General features: G+C 72.5%; 14 protein-coding genes. 6 read left to right on the top strand and 8 right to left on the bottom strand.

Annotation, left to right across the window (positions count from 1 at the left end):
- Positions 1-15 precede the first annotated feature (15 nt).
- Positions 16-2,424, top strand: a complete 2,409-nt coding sequence (locus tag AB0N73_RS08795; RefSeq protein WP_363562477.1) for an ATP-dependent DNA ligase — start codon at positions 16-18, stop codon at positions 2,422-2,424.
- A gap of 3 nt (positions 2,425-2,427) precedes the next feature.
- Here the strand turns inward: AB0N73_RS08795 and AB0N73_RS08790 are convergent, their stop codons facing one another.
- The 4 genes from AB0N73_RS08790 to murI form a co-directional block, all read right to left on the bottom strand.
- Complete coding sequence (locus AB0N73_RS08790; protein WP_363562475.1) at positions 2,428-3,339, bottom strand: cation diffusion facilitator family transporter; 912 nt, start codon at positions 3,337-3,339, stop codon at positions 2,428-2,430.
- Between the two features lie 86 nt (positions 3,340-3,425).
- Positions 3,426-4,025, bottom strand: a complete 600-nt coding sequence (rdgB, locus tag AB0N73_RS08785; RefSeq protein WP_363562473.1) for an RdgB/HAM1 family non-canonical purine NTP pyrophosphatase — start codon at positions 4,023-4,025, stop codon at positions 3,426-3,428.
- A complete protein-coding gene (gene rph / locus AB0N73_RS08780; RefSeq protein ID WP_363562471.1) occupies positions 4,022-4,765 on the bottom strand; it encodes a ribonuclease PH in 744 nt (247 codons plus the stop codon). Before rph ends, rdgB begins: the two co-directional genes overlap by 4 nt.
- Before the next feature lie 100 nt (positions 4,766-4,865).
- Entirely contained in the window at positions 4,866-5,690 is an 825-nt protein-coding gene (gene murI / locus AB0N73_RS08775) for a glutamate racemase (RefSeq protein WP_363562515.1), read from the bottom strand.
- Positions 5,691-5,731: 41 nt separating this feature from the next.
- Here murI and AB0N73_RS08770 point away from each other — a divergent pair, with 41 nt between their 5' ends.
- Entirely contained in the window at positions 5,732-7,048 is a 1,317-nt protein-coding gene (locus tag AB0N73_RS08770) for a nicotinate phosphoribosyltransferase (RefSeq protein WP_363562469.1), read from the top strand.
- Positions 7,049-7,078: 30 nt separating this feature from the next.
- On the opposite strand, the gene AB0N73_RS08765 is transcribed toward AB0N73_RS08770, so the two are convergent.
- From AB0N73_RS08765 to AB0N73_RS08755, 3 genes are read right to left on the bottom strand one after another with little or no spacing between them, the layout of a single operon-like run.
- Positions 7,079-7,345, bottom strand: a complete 267-nt coding sequence (locus AB0N73_RS08765; protein WP_363562467.1) for a DUF3039 domain-containing protein — start codon at positions 7,343-7,345, stop codon at positions 7,079-7,081.
- A gap of 59 nt (positions 7,346-7,404) precedes the next feature.
- Positions 7,405-8,976: a hypothetical protein gene (locus AB0N73_RS08760; protein ID WP_363562465.1), complete on the bottom strand. Its 1,572-nt coding sequence runs from the start codon at positions 8,974-8,976 to the stop codon at positions 7,405-7,407.
- Complete coding sequence (locus AB0N73_RS08755; RefSeq protein ID WP_363562463.1) at positions 8,952-10,199, bottom strand: ATP-binding cassette domain-containing protein; 1,248 nt, start codon at positions 10,197-10,199, stop codon at positions 8,952-8,954. The genes AB0N73_RS08760 and AB0N73_RS08755 overlap by 25 nt, the downstream gene beginning before the upstream one ends.
- Here AB0N73_RS08755 and AB0N73_RS08750 point away from each other — a divergent pair.
- The 3 genes from AB0N73_RS08750 to AB0N73_RS08740 all read left to right on the top strand — a co-directional run bounded on the left by AB0N73_RS08750 (position 10,159) and on the right by AB0N73_RS08740 (position 12,970).
- Positions 10,159-11,166: a hypothetical protein gene (locus tag AB0N73_RS08750; RefSeq protein WP_363562461.1), complete on the top strand. Its 1,008-nt coding sequence runs from the start codon at positions 10,159-10,161 to the stop codon at positions 11,164-11,166. The genes AB0N73_RS08755 and AB0N73_RS08750 overlap by 41 nt on opposite strands.
- Positions 11,167-11,235: 69 nt before the next feature.
- Positions 11,236-11,928, top strand: coding sequence for an NTP transferase domain-containing protein (locus AB0N73_RS08745; protein WP_363562459.1), 693 nt, complete (start codon positions 11,236-11,238; stop codon positions 11,926-11,928).
- A gap of 43 nt (positions 11,929-11,971) precedes the next feature.
- A complete protein-coding gene (locus tag AB0N73_RS08740) occupies positions 11,972-12,970 on the top strand; it encodes a hypothetical protein (RefSeq protein WP_363562457.1) in 999 nt (332 codons plus the stop codon).
- A gap of 13 nt (positions 12,971-12,983) precedes the next feature.
- Here AB0N73_RS08740 and AB0N73_RS08735 read toward each other — a convergent pair whose 3' ends face one another.
- Complete coding sequence (locus AB0N73_RS08735) at positions 12,984-14,258, bottom strand: CDP-glycerol glycerophosphotransferase family protein (RefSeq protein WP_363562455.1); 1,275 nt, start codon at positions 14,256-14,258, stop codon at positions 12,984-12,986.
- A 41-nt stretch (positions 14,259-14,299) separates the two neighbouring features.
- Here AB0N73_RS08735 and AB0N73_RS08730 point away from each other — a divergent pair, with 41 nt between their 5' ends.
- Positions 14,300-15,394 (top strand): glycosyltransferase family 2 protein, encoded by a 1,095-nt coding sequence (locus tag AB0N73_RS08730; protein ID WP_363562453.1) that lies wholly within the window; start codon positions 14,300-14,302, stop codon positions 15,392-15,394.
- The last annotated feature ends 15 nt before the right edge of the window (positions 15,395-15,409 follow it).

Raw genomic sequence — 15,409 nt, 5'->3', positions numbered from 1 at the left:
CGGCATGATGTCGACATGGCGACGTCCGAGCAGACCGTGACGGTGGAGGGCCGTCGGCTGCGCCTGAGCCACCTCGACAAGGTGCTCTACCCCGACACCGGCACGACGAAGGCCGAGGTCGTCGACTACTACGCGCGCATCGCGCCGCTGATCCTGCCGCACCTCGCCGGGCGCCCCGTGACCCGCAAGCGCTGGCCGGACGGCGTGGATGCCGAGCCGTTCTTCGCGAAGGATGTGGAACGCGGAGCACCTGAATGGGTGCGCCGCGCGCCGATCGAGCATTCCACCGGCACGAAGCAGTACGCGCTGGTGGAGGACGTGCCGACGCTCGTCTGGCTCGCCCAGACGGCGAGCCTCGAACTCCACACCCCGCAGTGGCGGTTCTCGCCCGACGGCACGCCCGCCGGGCCCGACCGCCTCGTGCTCGACCTCGACCCGGGCGACGGCGTCGACCTCGCCCAGTGCGCCGAAGTGGCGCGGTGGGCGAGGCGGATCCTCGACGACATGGGCCTGCCGCCGTTCCCGGTGACGAGCGGCAGCAAGGGGATCCATCTCTACGCGGCGCTTCCGCCCGGGCAGTCGAGCGACGCGGCGGCGGCGCTCGCCAAGGAGCTCGCGCGCTCGCTCGAGGCCGACCACCCGGATCTCGTGGTGAGTGCGATGTCGCGCGCGCTCCGCCCCGGCAAGGTGTTCGTGGACTGGTCGCAGAACAACGGCAAGAAGACCACCGTGGCGCCCTACTCGCTGCGCGGGCGGTCGCATCCCACGGTCGCCGCGCCCCGCACCTGGGACGAGCTCGACGATCCGCACCTCGCCCAGCTCGATCTCGCCGAGGTCCTACGGCGGGCCGAGACCGTCGGCGATCCCCTCGCCGCGCTGGGGTTCCGAGGCGCGCAGCGTCTCGCCGAGCAGGCACCCCTGGCCGCCTACATCGCCAAGCGCTCCGCCGCGAAGACCCCGGAGCCCGTGCCCGACTCCCCCGATGCCGCCGCGGCGACGACCGGTCCGCCGCGTTTCGTCATCCAGGAGCACCACGCGCGGCGCCTGCACTACGACCTGCGGCTCGAGCACGACGGCGTCTTCGTCAGCTGGGCGGTGCCCAAAGGCGTGCCGGCCACACCCGCCAAGAACCACCTCGCCGTGATGACCGAGGACCACCCGATGGACTACGGGACCTTCGAGGGCACGATCCCCGCCGGGGAGTACGGCGCGGGGACGGTCGCCATCTGGGATGCCGGCACGTACGCGCTGGAGAAGTGGCGCGCCGACGAGGTCATCGTCACCCTCCACGGGCGGGAGGGCGGGCCGCTTCCCGGCGTTCGGCTGGCCCTCATCCGCACCGACGGCGAGGGGCCGACGTCGAGCTGGCTGCTGCACCGCACCAAGACGCCGGCGGGCCCCGGCACGACGCACACGCCCGCACCGGCGTCCACCGACCCCTGGCCGGACGATCTCGCTCCCGGGCGCCTGCGCCCCATGCTGGCCGAGAATGCGTCCCCGGATGCGGCACGCACCAGCGCCCGCCGATGGGAGCGCGAGTGGGCCGAGATGAAGTGGGACGGCATCCGGGCCCTCGTGTTCTGGGACGGCGAGCGCCTGCGGCTGCGCGCCCGCAGCGGCACCGACATCACCGACCGCTACCCCGAGCTCACCCACGCCCCGCCCTTCGGCCCGGATCCCTGCATCCTCGACGGCGAGATCGTGGCGATGGACGAGGCGGGCCGGCCGAGCTTCGCGCTGCTGCAGGCGCGCATGCACCTCACCCGGCCGGCCGAGATCCGCGCGCAGCAGGAGCGTGTGCCGGTGCGACTGCACGTGTTCGACCTGATCGCGGACCGCGGGGGCTCGCTCGTCGCCACGCCGCTCGCGGAGCGGCGTGCGCGACTCGAGCGCATCCTCGCCGATGCGGCATCCCCGTTCGTCCTGCCGCCGGTGTTCTCGGATGTGGACGACGCGCTCGCGGCGAGCCAGGCGTTCGCTCTCGAGGGGGTCGTGGTGAAGGACCCCTCGAGCGGATACCGTCCGGGCGAGCGGAGCGGCGCATGGCTCAAGGTCAAGCGCGTGCACACGCAGGACGTCGTGATCGGTGCGATCCGCCCGGGCCAGCGCGGCCGCGGCGGGATCGGCTCGCTGCTCATGGGCATCCCCGGCCCGGACGGCCTGCGTTACGTCGGTCGCGTCGGCAGCGGCTTCACCGACCGGGAGCTCCGCCGCCTCGACGAGACGCTGACGCCGTTGCGCGTCGACGCGTCCCCGTTCGTCGACGTGCCGCGCGCGGATGCATCGGACGCGCTCTGGGTCGCGCCGCAGACGGTCGGCGAGGTGAGATACGCCGAGATCACCCCCGACGGCCGCCTGCGACACGCCCGCTGGCGCGGTCTTCGGCCCGACATGACCCCTGCCGACGTCCGCTCGGAGGCCTGACGCTCAGGCGTGGGCGTCGTGCTCGATGTGGCCCGCCGACTCGAGCTGGAACGTCGAGTGCTCCACGTCGAAGTGGGCGGCGAGACAGCCCTGCAGCCCGCTCAGGATCTCGGGCGCGCGACCCGACGCGTACGCCTCGTCATCCACCACCACGTGCGCGGAGAACACCGGGGCACCGCGGGTCAGCTGCCAGACGTGCAGGTCGTGCACCGCGACCACGCCGGGGGTGCGCAGGATGTGCGCACGGATCTCGGCGACCTGCATGCCCTTGGGCGTCGCCTCGCTCAGCACCGACGCGACCTCGCGCAGCAGCCCGAGGGCGCGAGGGATAATCATGGCGGCGATCAGCAGCGACGCGATGGCGTCGGCGGGCAGCCAGCCGGTGGTGAGGATGATGATGGCCGCGACGATGACCGCCACCGAGCCCAGCAGGTCGCCGAGTACCTCGAGGTAGGCACCGCGCACGTTGATGCTCGTGCGCTGCGCGGCGCTGAGCAGCCACATCGCGACGGCGTTGGCGATCAGGCCGATCGCGGCGACGCCGAGCATGAGGCCGCCCGCGACCTCGGGCTCCTCCGGGTTCACGAGTCGCAGGACGGCTTCGACCGCCACCCACACCGACAGTGCGAGCAGGATGACGCCGTTGGCCAGCGCGCCGAACACCTCGGCGCGCTGATAGCCGAAGGTGCTGCGGTCGGTTGCGGGACGCGCGGCGATGGCACTGGCGATGAGGGCGATGACGAGGGCGGCGGCGTCCGTGAGCATGTGCACGGCGTCGGCGAGCAGGGCCAGCGAGCCCGAGAGGATCGCGCCGACGACCTGCACGAGGAACACGGTCGACGTGATCGCCAGCGACACCGCGAGCAGCCGGCGGTTGCCGGCACCGCGGAGTCCGGACGGAGCGTGATCGTGCATATGCCCAGGCTAGGGCGCCCTCATCCCGCTCCGGTGCTTTTCACGCAATCGGGAACGAGACCGATTCTCGATACCCCGGTGCCGACTCAGAGCGCGGCGAGCAGGGGCCCCAGCGCCTCGAACGCGCGGGCACGATGCGACGCGGCGTTCTTCTCCGCCGCGCTCCACTGACCCACCGTCCGCTCCGCGCCCCGCGGCTGGTCATCCGGCACGAAGATCGGGTCGTAGCCGAAGCCGCCGGGGCCGTCGGCGGCCGCCGCGAGGCGACCCGGCCACACGCCCTCGACGACGTGCTCGGCGCCGCCCGGCAGCACGAGCGCGATCGTCGAGACGAACTGCGCCGTGCGATGCGGGTCGGCGACATCCGAGAGCTGATCGAGCAGCAGATCGAGATTCGCGCGGGCGTCCTTGCGGTGTCCCGCCCAGTACGCCGAGAAGACGCCGGGTGACCCGCCCAGCACGTCGACGCAGATGCCGGAGTCGTCGGCGAGGGCGGGCAGACCGGTGTGGGCGGCCGCGGCGCGCGCCTTGATGAGCGCGTTCGCGGCGAACGTCACCCCGTCCTCGACCGGCTCGGGCCCGTCGTACCCGACGACCGTGAGGTCGGGGCGGGTGGCGCGCACGATCTCGTGGAACTCCTCGACCTTGTGCGGATTGTGCGTGGCGAGGACGATCCGACGGCTCATGCGTCGGCGGCCTCGAGCGCCGCCGTCTGCTCGAGGCTCAGCTCGGCGCAGCCGGCGACCGCGAGCTCGAGCAGCGCGTCGAGCTCGCGCTTGTCGAACGGAGCCCCCTCGGCGGTGCCCTGCACCTCGACGAACAGGCCGCGGCCGGTGACGACGACGTTCATGTCGGTCTCGGCGCGCACGTCCTCGACGTACGGCAGATCGAGCATCGGCACGCCGTCGATGATGCCGACCGACACGGCCGAGACCGAGTCGATGAGCACCTGCGACTTCTGCGCGATGAACTTCTTCCTGCGGCCCCACTCGATGGCCTCGGCCAGCGCCACGTACGCGCCGGTGATCGCCGCCGTGCGGGTTCCGCCGTCGGCCTGCAGCACGTCGCAGTCGATGACGATGGTGTTCTCGCCCAGCGCCTTGGTGTCGACGACGGCTCGCAGCGCGCGGCCGATGAGGCGCGAGATCTCGTGCGTGCGCCCGCCCACCTTGCCCTTGACGCTCTCGCGGTCGTTGCGCTCGTTGGTCGCGCGCGGCAGCATCGCGTACTCGGCGGTGACCCAGCCCTTGCCCTTGCCGGTCAGCCAGCGCGGCACGCCGTTCGTAAACGAGGCGGTGCACAGCACCTTGGTGTTGCCGAACGAGATCAGCGCCGAGCCCTCGGCCTGACTCGACCAGCCGCGCTCGATGGTGATGGGGCGCAGCTGCGAAACGGTGCGCCCGTCGGCGCGGGTGATGTCAGTCATCGGTCTCCTCGGTAGCGGATCATGTCCCACTTTTCCTCGCCTGAGGCGTGCTCAGGCGAGGAAAAGTGGGACATGGAGCGGGAAAAGTGGGACATGGGGGTCAGGGGTGGAGCGGGAGGTCGATCGTGCCGGTCTGCACGAGCTGCACGGAGCGCACCTCGCGCCCCATGAGCCGGTGCGCCAGGCGGATGAAGTCGTCGGCCGACGATCCCGTGGCCTCGTACACGTGCTGGGGCCGCGCGTCCGGGCCGGCGAGCAGATCGCGCGAGACGAGCTGTCGGTAGACGTCCTTGGCGGTCTCGGTGTCGCTCGAGACGAGGCTCACGCCCTCGCCCATGACGTAGCTGATCGCGCCCTCGAGGAACGGGTAGTGCGTGCAGCCGAGCACGAGCGTGTCGACGCCCGCGTGACGCAGCGGCGCGAGGTACTCCTCGGCCACGCGCAGCACCTCGGGCGTGTCGGTGACCCCCGCCTCGACGAACTCGACGAAACGAGGCGCCGCGGCGGCGAAGACCGTCAGGTTCGGGTTCACCTCGAGCATGTCCTGGTAGACGCCCGATCCCACCGTTCCCGACGTGCCGATGACGCCGATGCGGCCGTTGCGGGTCGTCGCGATGGCGGTGCGCACCGCGGGGCCGATCACCTCGACGACGGGCACGTCGTAGCGTTCGCGTGCATCGCGCAGCACCGCCGCCGACGCCGTGTTGCACGCGATCACGAGCATCTTCACGCCCTGTTCGACGAGGGTATCGAGGATCTCGAGCGAGTAGCGGCGGACGTCGGCGATGGCCTTCGGTCCGTAGGGCGAACGGGCCGTGTCGCCGATGTAGAGGAGCGATTCGCGCGGCAGGAGCTGCGAGACGGCCCGTGCGACGGTCAATCCGCCCACTCCGGAGTCGAAGATTCCGATCGGAGCGTCGTTCACCACGATCACCCACCCTACCCGCGCTCGGTAGAGTGACCGCCATGCCCGCGTCCACGGCCCTGCTCACCGACCGTTACGAACTGACGATGCTGGAGGCGGCACTGCGCGACGGCACGGCCGCACGACGGAGCGTGTTCGAGCTGTTCGCCCGCCGGCTGGCCGGGGGCCGTCGCTTCGGCGTCGTGGCGGGCACGGGGCGGCTGCTGACGCTGCTGCGCGATTTCCGCTTCGGCGACGACGAGCTGCGGTACCTGAGCGACCAGAACGTGGTGGATGCCGACACGCTCGCCTTCCTCGCCGACTTCCGCTTCACGGGCACCATCACCGGATATCGCGAGGGCGAGCTGTACTTCCCCGGCTCCCCCGTGCTCACGGTCGAGGGCACATTCGCGGAGGCCGTCATCCTCGAGACGCTGGCGCTGAGCGTCATCAACCACGACTCCGCCGTCGCGACCGCCGCCGCCCGCATGTCGATCGCCGCGGGTGAGCGTCCGCTCGCCGAGATGGGCTCGCGCCGCGCCGGAGAGCGCTCCGCCGTCGCCGCCGCCCGCGCCGCGTACATCGCCGGCTTCGGCGCGACGAGCAACCTCGAGGCCGGACGCACGTGGGGGGTGCCGACGATGGGCACGGCGGCGCACGCGTGGACCCTGCTGCACGACAGCGAGGAGGACGCCTTCCGCGCGCAGATCGCCGCGCAGGGGCTCCGCACGACCCTGCTCGTCGACACGTACGACATCCGCACGGGCGTCGAGACCGCCATCCGCGTGGCCGGCACGGGTCTCGGCGGGGTGCGCATCGACTCCGGCGATCTGCCGGTCGTCGCGGCGGACGTCCGTGCGCAGCTCGACGCGCTCGGCGCGACCGAGACCCGCATCACCGTGACGAGCGACCTCGACGAGTACGCCATCGCGGCGCTCGCGGCGTCGCCCGTCGACGCCTACGGCGTGGGGACGTCCGTCGTCACGGGCTCCGGCTCCCCCACCGCCGGCATGGTGTTCAAGCTCGTCGCGCGCCAGGGCGATGACGGCGGATGGGTCGCGGTCGCCAAGGCCTCTGCCGAGAAGGCGTCGACCGGGGGCAGGAAGGCCGCGTTCCGGCTGCTGCGGGACGGCGTCGCCGAGGCGGAGCTCGTGGCGGTCGCCGACGGGTTCGCCGCGCTCGACACCCCGACGGCGCACCCCGACGCCCGCGCCCTGCATGTGCCCCTCGTCGTCGACGGCGAGATCCTGCCCGGCCACGAGGGGGCCGACGGCGTCCGTGCCGCACGCGCGCACCACGCGGTCGCGCGCGCCGAGCTGCCGGTGACGGCGCTGGGATTCAGCCGGTCGGACCCGGCGATCCCGACCCGTTACATCTGAGGCCGCGCGCCGTCGGCGCGGGCCCCGGGGTCACTTCTGCAGCGACTCGTAGATGTCTTTGCACGACGGGCAGACGGGGAACTTCTCCGGATCGCGGCCCGGGGTCCACTTCTTGCCGCACAGCGCCCGCACCGGCTTGCCGGTGATCGCCGACTCGAGGATCTTCTCCTTCTTCACGTAGTGGGAGAAGCGCTCGTGGTCACCGGGCTCGATGGTCTCTTCCCGCAGGAGCTCCTCGAGCTCGCGGTCGAGGGTGGCCGTACCACCCTGGTCGGGGCTGTCGAGAGGCGTGCTCATGGTCAGCAAGTCTAGCGGCGGTCGAGCCGCGTGGCCCGGTGACCTCGTACCCGCAGACCTCAGTACGCCAGCTCGGCGAACTCCATGATCGCGCCCGAACGACGCTCGAACACCGCGGCACCGACGGCGAGGCCGATTCCGAGCACCACGAGTCCGGTGGCCACGCCGCCGACGAGGGCGATCGGTGCGTATCCGGCGTCGGAGGAGACCGAGAGCCAGGCCCACCAGAGCGTGGGCAGGCTCACAATCAAGGCGCCCAGCATCACGAAGGCCTGTGAGAGGATCCCCGCCGAGCCGGTGCGCTGCGGCTGCTGGAAGGGGCTGTCGCCCGGTCGCGACACCGCGTACGGGGCGGCCGCCGACGCGATCGAGGACAGTCCGAGACCCGACAGGAACAGCGCGGCCGTCACGCCGACGAGTGCGGGCAGGTGGGCCCAGCGGCCGTTGACCGCGATGACCAGCGGCACGGCGATGGCGAACGTGGGGATGCCGATGAGAAGGATGGGGACGAGGCGGCCGATGCGATCCGAGATCCCCCGCACCCCGGAGGCGATGTGCATCCAGACGGCGGTGGAGTCGTAGGCGAGGTCGTTGTGCGGCAGCCAGCCGAAGAACAGCGCGATGATCGGCACCGGGACCAGCGCGACGTACTCCGGCGGCACGCCCGCCACGAGCAGCGGGATCGTGGTCAGGAGGGCGGCGACCGGCACGACGAGGACGTTGACGCCGTAGCGGCGGTCGCGCAGCCAGTACGTGAGGCTCCGCGCGGCGATCGCGCCGCCGGGGGTCGCGGGGGTCACCGAGAACCACCCCATCCCGCCGCGCTCGCGCCCCGCTGCGGGGCGTTCGATGGTCGACAGCGTGCGCCCGACCACGGCGTACCAGATGAGCACGAGGAGCCCGACGGTCAGGATCGCCACGACGACCGCGATCGCGAGCGTCGCGGTGTCGCCCGAGAGCGCGAGAGCGGGGATGGCCCACGCGGCGCCGACGGGAGTGACGGCGAGGATGCGGGAGGCCGCCTCGAGCTGCGGCGGCACCGCGTCGCCCCAGTCGAGGGAGGCGAAGAACACGCCGACCGGCACGAAGACGACGAGCAGCGCCAGGATGAACAGGCCGGTCAGCTCGCGCGAGCGACGCGGCAGGGACCAGAGCGATCCGATGCCGCCCGCGACGCGGGTCAGGAGCAGCGCCGTGAGGACACCGAGGACGGGACCGGCGACGGCGGCGAAACCCGCTCCGCGGTCGGCCCACATGACGCCCACGGCGACGGCCACCGCGCCCAGGGCCAGGATCGGCGCGCTGAGCACGCTCGCGACGAGGATCGCCCCGGCGAGCGGACGAGCCGACAGCCCGAAGGTGGTGAAACGACGGGGATCGAGTTGGTCGGAGCTGCCGGAGATGGGGGGCGCGAGGGCGAACCCGACGGCGACGGCGCTGCCGCCGAGCACCGTGACGACGAACGCCGCGTCGGCCGAGACGGTGGCGAGCACCGACACCCCCACGCAGACGAGCACGACGCCGGCGATGCCGACGAGAGCGGCGAGGATCGCACGAACTCGTGTCGACGGGTCACCGCGGAGGGCTCCGAGCAGGAGCGCGGCCCTCAGCCGGAGAACGTGTGCAACCACTCCAGGCCCTCCACCTCGTTGGAGGCTCCGGTGAGCTCCAGGAAACGGGCCTCGAGCGTCTGCTCGCCGCGCACGGATTCGACGCTGCCATCGGCCAGCACCTGACCCGCCACGATGACCGCGACGCGGTCGCAGACGCGTTCGACGAGGTCCATGCCGTGGCTCGACAGGAGGACGCTGCCGCCGTGCGAGACGTACGTGCGGAGGATGTCGATGATGACCCCGCTCGAGACCGGGTCGACGGCTTCGAAAGGCTCGTCGAGCACCAGCAGGCGCGGCGAGTGGATCATCGCCGCCGCGAGCATGACCTTCTTGGTCATTCCCGCGGAGTAATCGGAGACGGGACGGCCGAGCGCCTGCGTGAGATCGAACGCACGCCCGAGGTCGGAGACGCGGGTGTCGACCGTCGAGCCGTTGAGCCCGCGCAGCAGCCCCGCGTAGGAGAGCAGCTGACGTCCCGTGAGGCGGTCGAAGGTGCGCAGCCGGTCGGGCAGCACGCCGATGAGGCGCTTCGCGGCGCGTGAGCGCTGACGGGCGTCGACGCCGGAGATCCGGATCGTGCCGGCGTCGGGCCGCAGGAGTCCCGCGATCATCGACAGCGTCGTGGTCTTTCCGGCCCCGTTCGGCCCGACGAGTCCGTAGAACGCGCCCGCCGGCACCGTCAGGTCGATGCCGGCGACGGCCAGCGTGCTGCCGAACGACTTGCGCAGCCCCGTCACGACGAGTGCGGGCTCGGTCGAGGTGCCGTCCGCCGCGGCGACGGCCGCCGCGGCCTCTACGACGTCGGCGGCGTCCCGCTCCTCGACCACCGCCGGTGCGTCGTCGACGAGCACACCGACGGCAGCGTCGTCGGTGACCGCGTCGGGCACGCTTCCCGGCGCCTCGTCCGAAGCCGCTTCGGGCTCCGCGGGGGTCTCAACGCTCGCGTCGCCCTCCGGTGCCGGGACGTCATCCGCGACGTCGTCGGATGCGGGCGATGCGGCGGGCGCATCGACCTCCGCCGGGACCGCCACGGGGGCGTCGTCCACCGCGGCCTCGAGCGCGGGGGCGTCGTCCACGGGCGTCTCAGCCGCGGGAGCGTCGCTCTCGAGCGCGGTCGCCGTGGGTGCGTCCGCGCCGGGCGCGAGGTCCGCGGCGGGGGCCGGGGCCTCGGCGGGCGTCTCGACGGTCGATGCCGCGGGGGTGAGGGCCGTGGTCGTGGTGGCGACGGGCAGCGGGGGCATCGGCGGGATCACGACGTCCGCCGGTGCCGCGGGAGCAACCGGCTCGGCGGGTGTGGCGGTCGGGCGCGCCGGGGTGCGTCCGGGCTTCGGGGATGCCGCCGGCGTGCGCGGGGCCGTCGCCGCCTTCGTCCGTGCCGGTGTCTTCGCGGTCGACGTGGACGTGGCGCGCGCGGGCGTGCGGGGAGCATCCGCCTCGGATGCCGCATCCGCCGCGGATGCCTTCGTCGTGCGCGGCTTGGCGGCTGCCGCGGTCTTCGTCGTGCGCGCGGCGCTCGGCTTCCGCGCCGCCGAGCCGGAGGCGCTGCGCGCGGGCGTCGCCGCTGTGTCGGTCGGCGCCTCGGACGCGGACTCGGTCGCCGGGGCGGTGGATGTCGTGACGGTCGGTTTCGTGACGCCGGCTTTCGCCCCGGTGACCTTCGCCGCGGTCGGCTTCGCGGCGCCCGCCTTCGACGCGGTCGTCTTGGATGCGGTCGCTTTCGATGCCGTCGCCTTCGTGGTGCGCGCCGCCGCGGGCGTCTTGGTGGTGCGCGCGGTCGATGCCGCGCTCTTGGTGGTGCGCGCGGACGAGGCCGGCGTCCGGGCCGCGCTCGCGGCGCGCGGGGTGCTCGGCTTCGCCGTGCGTGCCGGCGTCGTGGGCGCGTCGGATTCGTCGGAGGGGGACGCCGGAGCGCCCGCCGCAGCCGCAGGCTTCTTCGCCGCGGCGCCGGTCGTCCGGGGTGCGCGCGCCGGTCGCCGGGGTGCCGCGGGCGGGGACGTTTCTTCCCCCGGGGCGGCGGCGTCATCGGGCGCGGGCACGTCGGAGCCGGGGGTGGGATCTGTCACCCCACCAACGTATCAACCCGCTCCGACCGATCCCCCCGTCGACGTCTCCGAACGTCGCCGTGCGACGCGACGACGGGGTACACCTTTTGTCACGAATCCACAACGGGACGGCCCTGCCCTGCACGTTCCCAGGTGCTCTGGCTAGCATGGGGGCGGCACGAAGGAGTGTCGCGTCGGTGAACCGACCGTGAACTTCCCACTCCAGGAGCAATCAATGAGACTTCAGACAGTGATCCTCGCCGCCGGCATGGGGTCGCGCTTGGGCCGCAGCCTGCCCAAGCCGCTGACCGAGCTGAGCGACGGACGCAGCATCATGCGTCAGCAGCACGACAACATCGCGGCGGCCTTCGGCGACGACGCCAAGATCACCACCGTGGTCGGCTACCGCGCCGAGACCATCGTCGACGCGTTCCCCGCGGCGGACTACGTCTACAACGAGCGCTACGACCAGACGAACACGTCGAAGAGCCTCCTGCGCGCCCTGGCGGCGACCGGACGCGCGGGCGTGCTCTGGATGAACGGCGACGTCGTGTTCGACCCGCGTGTGCTCGGCCGCGCCGTCGAGCTGATCGAGCGCGACCAGTCGTTCGTCACCGTCAACACCTCGAAGGTGAGCGACGAAGAAGTCAAGTACACGACGACGCCCGAGGGCTTCATCAAGGAGCTGTCCAAGACGGTCCGCGGCGGCATCGGCGAGGCCGTCGGCATCAACTACATCTCGAAGCAGGACAAGCGGGCGTTCATGCACCACCTGACCCGCGTCGACGATCAGGACTATTTCGAGCGCGGCCTCGAGCTCGCCATCCAGCACGACGGCCTGCTGCTGGAGCCGCTCGACATCTCCGACCTGTACGCCGTCGAGGTGGACTTCGCCGAAGACCTCGAGCGGGCGAACCTCTACGTCTGAGTCGCCTCAGCCCGCGCTCAGCACGGGACTCTAGGCTCACCGCGTGGCTGACAAAGCGCATCGCATCCATTCGCTTCCCGCCGACGCCCCCTGGCAGGGCGGGCTCCCCCCGCAGGGGTCGGCCGAGCATCCGTTGACGGTGCGCGCCCTCGACCGCGTGCTGTCGATCCAGCGGCCCGCCGTGCTGGCGCATCTGCGCAGCGTCCGTCTGCGTCATCCCGACGCCTCGACGCTCGACATCGTGCGCATCCTCGAGCGGCGCTACCTCGCCGCCGTCACCACGGGAGGCGCGGCGGTGGGTGCGACGGCCGTCGTCCCCGGGATCGGCACGGGCGTGACGCTCGCTCTCAGCGGCGTCGAGACGCTCGGGTTCCTCGAAGCCAGCGCGCTCTTCGCCCAGTCCGTCGCGGAGGTGCACGGCATCGCGGTCGACGACCCCGACCGCGCGCGAGCGCTGGTGCTCACCCTCCTGCTGGGCAAGGAGGGCGTGGCGCTGGTCACCCAGCTCGCCGGGCAGGCCTCCGGCCGCGGCCCCACACGCACCGCCTACTGGGGCGAGCTCGTCACCAAGACGCTCCCCCGCGCCGCCGTCGGCCCCCTGGTCGATCGCCTGAAGACCTCGTTCCTGCATCGCTTCGCCGTCCGCGGCGGCGCGTCCTGGTTGGGCAAGGCGCTGCCGTTCGGCGTCGGCGCCGCGGTCGGGGGCGCCGGCAACCACGTGCTCGGACGCCGGGTCGTGACCACCTCGCGTCAGGCCTTCGGGATGCCGCCGGTCATGCTGCCCGCCGCGCTGGAGCCGCGCCCCGGAGCGGTGCGCCTGGAGGCCCGGGCGGGTTCCGGTGTCGCGCGGGTGGGCGGCGCCGTGGCGGGAGCGGCCGGCGGAGCGGCCCGTGGTGCGCGGCGCGCGGCCCGCGGCATCGGCTCGGCCACGCGACGCGCCGGATCGGCGCTCACCCCCGGGCGCCGCTCGCTGGAGGCTGACGCGAACGACGATGCCTCGCAGGACCCCGACGACACGAGGACGCCCGCTCCCGAGGCCTAGTCCGCCGAACGCGTCACTCCTGCGCGTCGAGCTCGGCTTCGCCGTCGATCTCGTCGGCCTCGCCGCCCGTGCGCGCGTGCCACACATCCCACTCGTCCATGAGGCGGGCGATCGCCGCGTGGAAACGCGCGGTCGGGGCGCCCGGCGTCGTGTCGCCGAAGTAGTGCCGCACCCAGTGCTCGAGGCGGGAGACGGACTCGGGATCGTCGAGCAGCGCCGTGGTGCGCTCGATGATCCGGTCGGACTCCGCCGCATCCAGCCAGTCGCACGCCGACAGATAGCCGTTCGTGTCGACGATGGCCCGCTCGTCGGCCGGCCGCGTCACGAACAGCGGTCGATCGGCGGCGAGACGGTCGTAGACCATGGCCGAGATGTCGACGACGGCGGCGTCCGCCGCGGCGAGCTGCCAGCCGAGTTCTGGGCCGTCGTCGAAGACGTGGTGCGCGGTCGGGTCGGCGGCGTTGGCCGCCTCGATGGCGGCAACGATCCGCCGGTGGGCGTCGCCGTAGGCCTTGTCGACCACACCGCTGCGGGGGTGCGGGCGGTAGATCAGGCGGTGCGCGGGCGACGCCAGCAGCGCCGCCGTCAGCGCCTCGCCGTGCGTCGCGATCGATCCGTAGTGGGCCGAGGGCCGGTCGCCCTCCCAGGTGGGGGCGTAGAGCACGACGGTGCGCTCGTCCTCCGGGTACGGCAGCGTCCCGGAGTAGTGGTCGGCCTGCGGACGCCCGATCTCGATCGTGCGCCGCTCGAGGTCGTAGTCCCACAGCACCCGTCCGAGACGCTCGCGCGCCGCATCCCCGGCGACGAAGGCGTAGTCGTACGCCTTGAACTGGTTCGTGGTCATGTACATCTTGTCGGACTCGCCGTGGTTGATGAACACGTGCCACCGGCGGCCGTAGCGGAACATCTGGAAGTTGCGGGTGTTCTGGTTCACGTACAGGACGACGCGGATGTCCTGGTCGGCGATGTAGCGCTCCAGGTCGCGCACGGTCGGCACGAACGCCACCGGCAGCCCGCTCTCGCGCTGCAGCGCCCTCGCCCCGGTCGCGGCGCGGCTGAGCACGACCACGGGCCAGGTGCCCGCCAGCTCCTGCAGCGGCTTGTACCACTGCCGCATCTGGTACATGTTGACGGCGCCGTCGGCGAAGTACACCGCGACGCGGAAGCGATGGGACGGATGCGGCGTCTGCCGGGCGGCCCGGGCGCGGACCTCCTGCCCGGCGCGACGGTTGTCGAGAGCTTTCCGCAGGAGGCCTCGAGCGGTGCGGAGGTCAGATGCGATACCCATCCTTCCAGCGTAAGCGAGGCCGCCCGTGGGATGATCGTCGGATGCATGTCGACCCCGGAGGAGCCAGGGACGCGCCCCTGCCGAAGCCGGATGCGGGCGTGTCGTTCGTCATGCCGGTGCTGAACGAGGCGGGTTACCTGGAGCGCGCGGTGCGCACCGTCCTCACACAGGACGTGCCGGGCCCGATGGAGCTGGTGCTCGCTCTCGGGCCGTCCTCCGACGACACGACGGCGATCGCGCGGCGTCTGGCCGACGAGGATCCGCGCATCGTGCTCGTCGACAATCCCGAGGCCGACATCCCGACCGGACTCAATCTCGCGATCGCCGCGAGCACTCTGCCCACGATCGTCCGTGTCGACGCGCACTCCGAGCTCACCCCCGGCTACACCCAGCGCGCCCTTGCGACGCTCGCCCGCGTCCGCGCCGCGAACGTGGGCGGCGTCATGCGCGCCGACGGCCGCGCCCCCTTCCAGCGGGCGGTCGCCCGGGCGTACAACTCGCCGTTCGGCCTCGGCGGCGGCGCCTACCACGGCGGCACCCGTGAGAGCGCGGCGGAATCCGCCTATCTCGGCGTGATGCGCCGCTCGGTCCTCGAGGAGGTCGGCGGGTTCGACGAGTCGCTCCGCCGCGGCGAGGACTGGGAGCTGAACCTCCGCATCCGCCGCGCCGGATACCGGGTGTGGTTCGACCCGGAGCTGTCGGTGACCTACTGGCCGCGCGAGAGCTGGACGCGTCTGGTGCGTCAGTTCCGGGCGACCGGCGCGTGGCGCGGCGAGCTCGTACGCCGCTACGGCCGCCGCAACTCGCTGCGCTTCTTCGCCCCGCCGATCCTCGTCGCCGTGACCGTGGCGGCCGTCATCGTGGGCGCGCTCCAGCTCACGGGCGTGCTCACCGGGGTGGGCGGGCTCATCGCGTCGGTCGTCTACCTGCCGCTCGTCGCCTACGCGCTGCTCGTCGTGGCGGTCGCCGCGGGATCCGGCGGCGGGCGCGGATGGCGCGACAAGCTCTGGACGATGGGCGTCCTGCCCTCGATGCACCTGTCGTGGGGCGCGGGTTTCATCCAGGGCATCGTGACCGGCGCGCGCGACACCGTCGACACCTCGCGGCTCGGCACGCGGAACACCCCGCTGCCGTAAGCCGCGGCGCCCGCG

Source organism: Microbacterium sp. NPDC089189 (assembly GCF_040685095.1).
In the GTDB taxonomy this organism is placed as follows: domain Bacteria; phylum Actinomycetota; class Actinomycetes; order Actinomycetales; family Microbacteriaceae; genus Microbacterium.
This window is presented reverse-complemented; position numbering and strand designations above follow the sequence as displayed.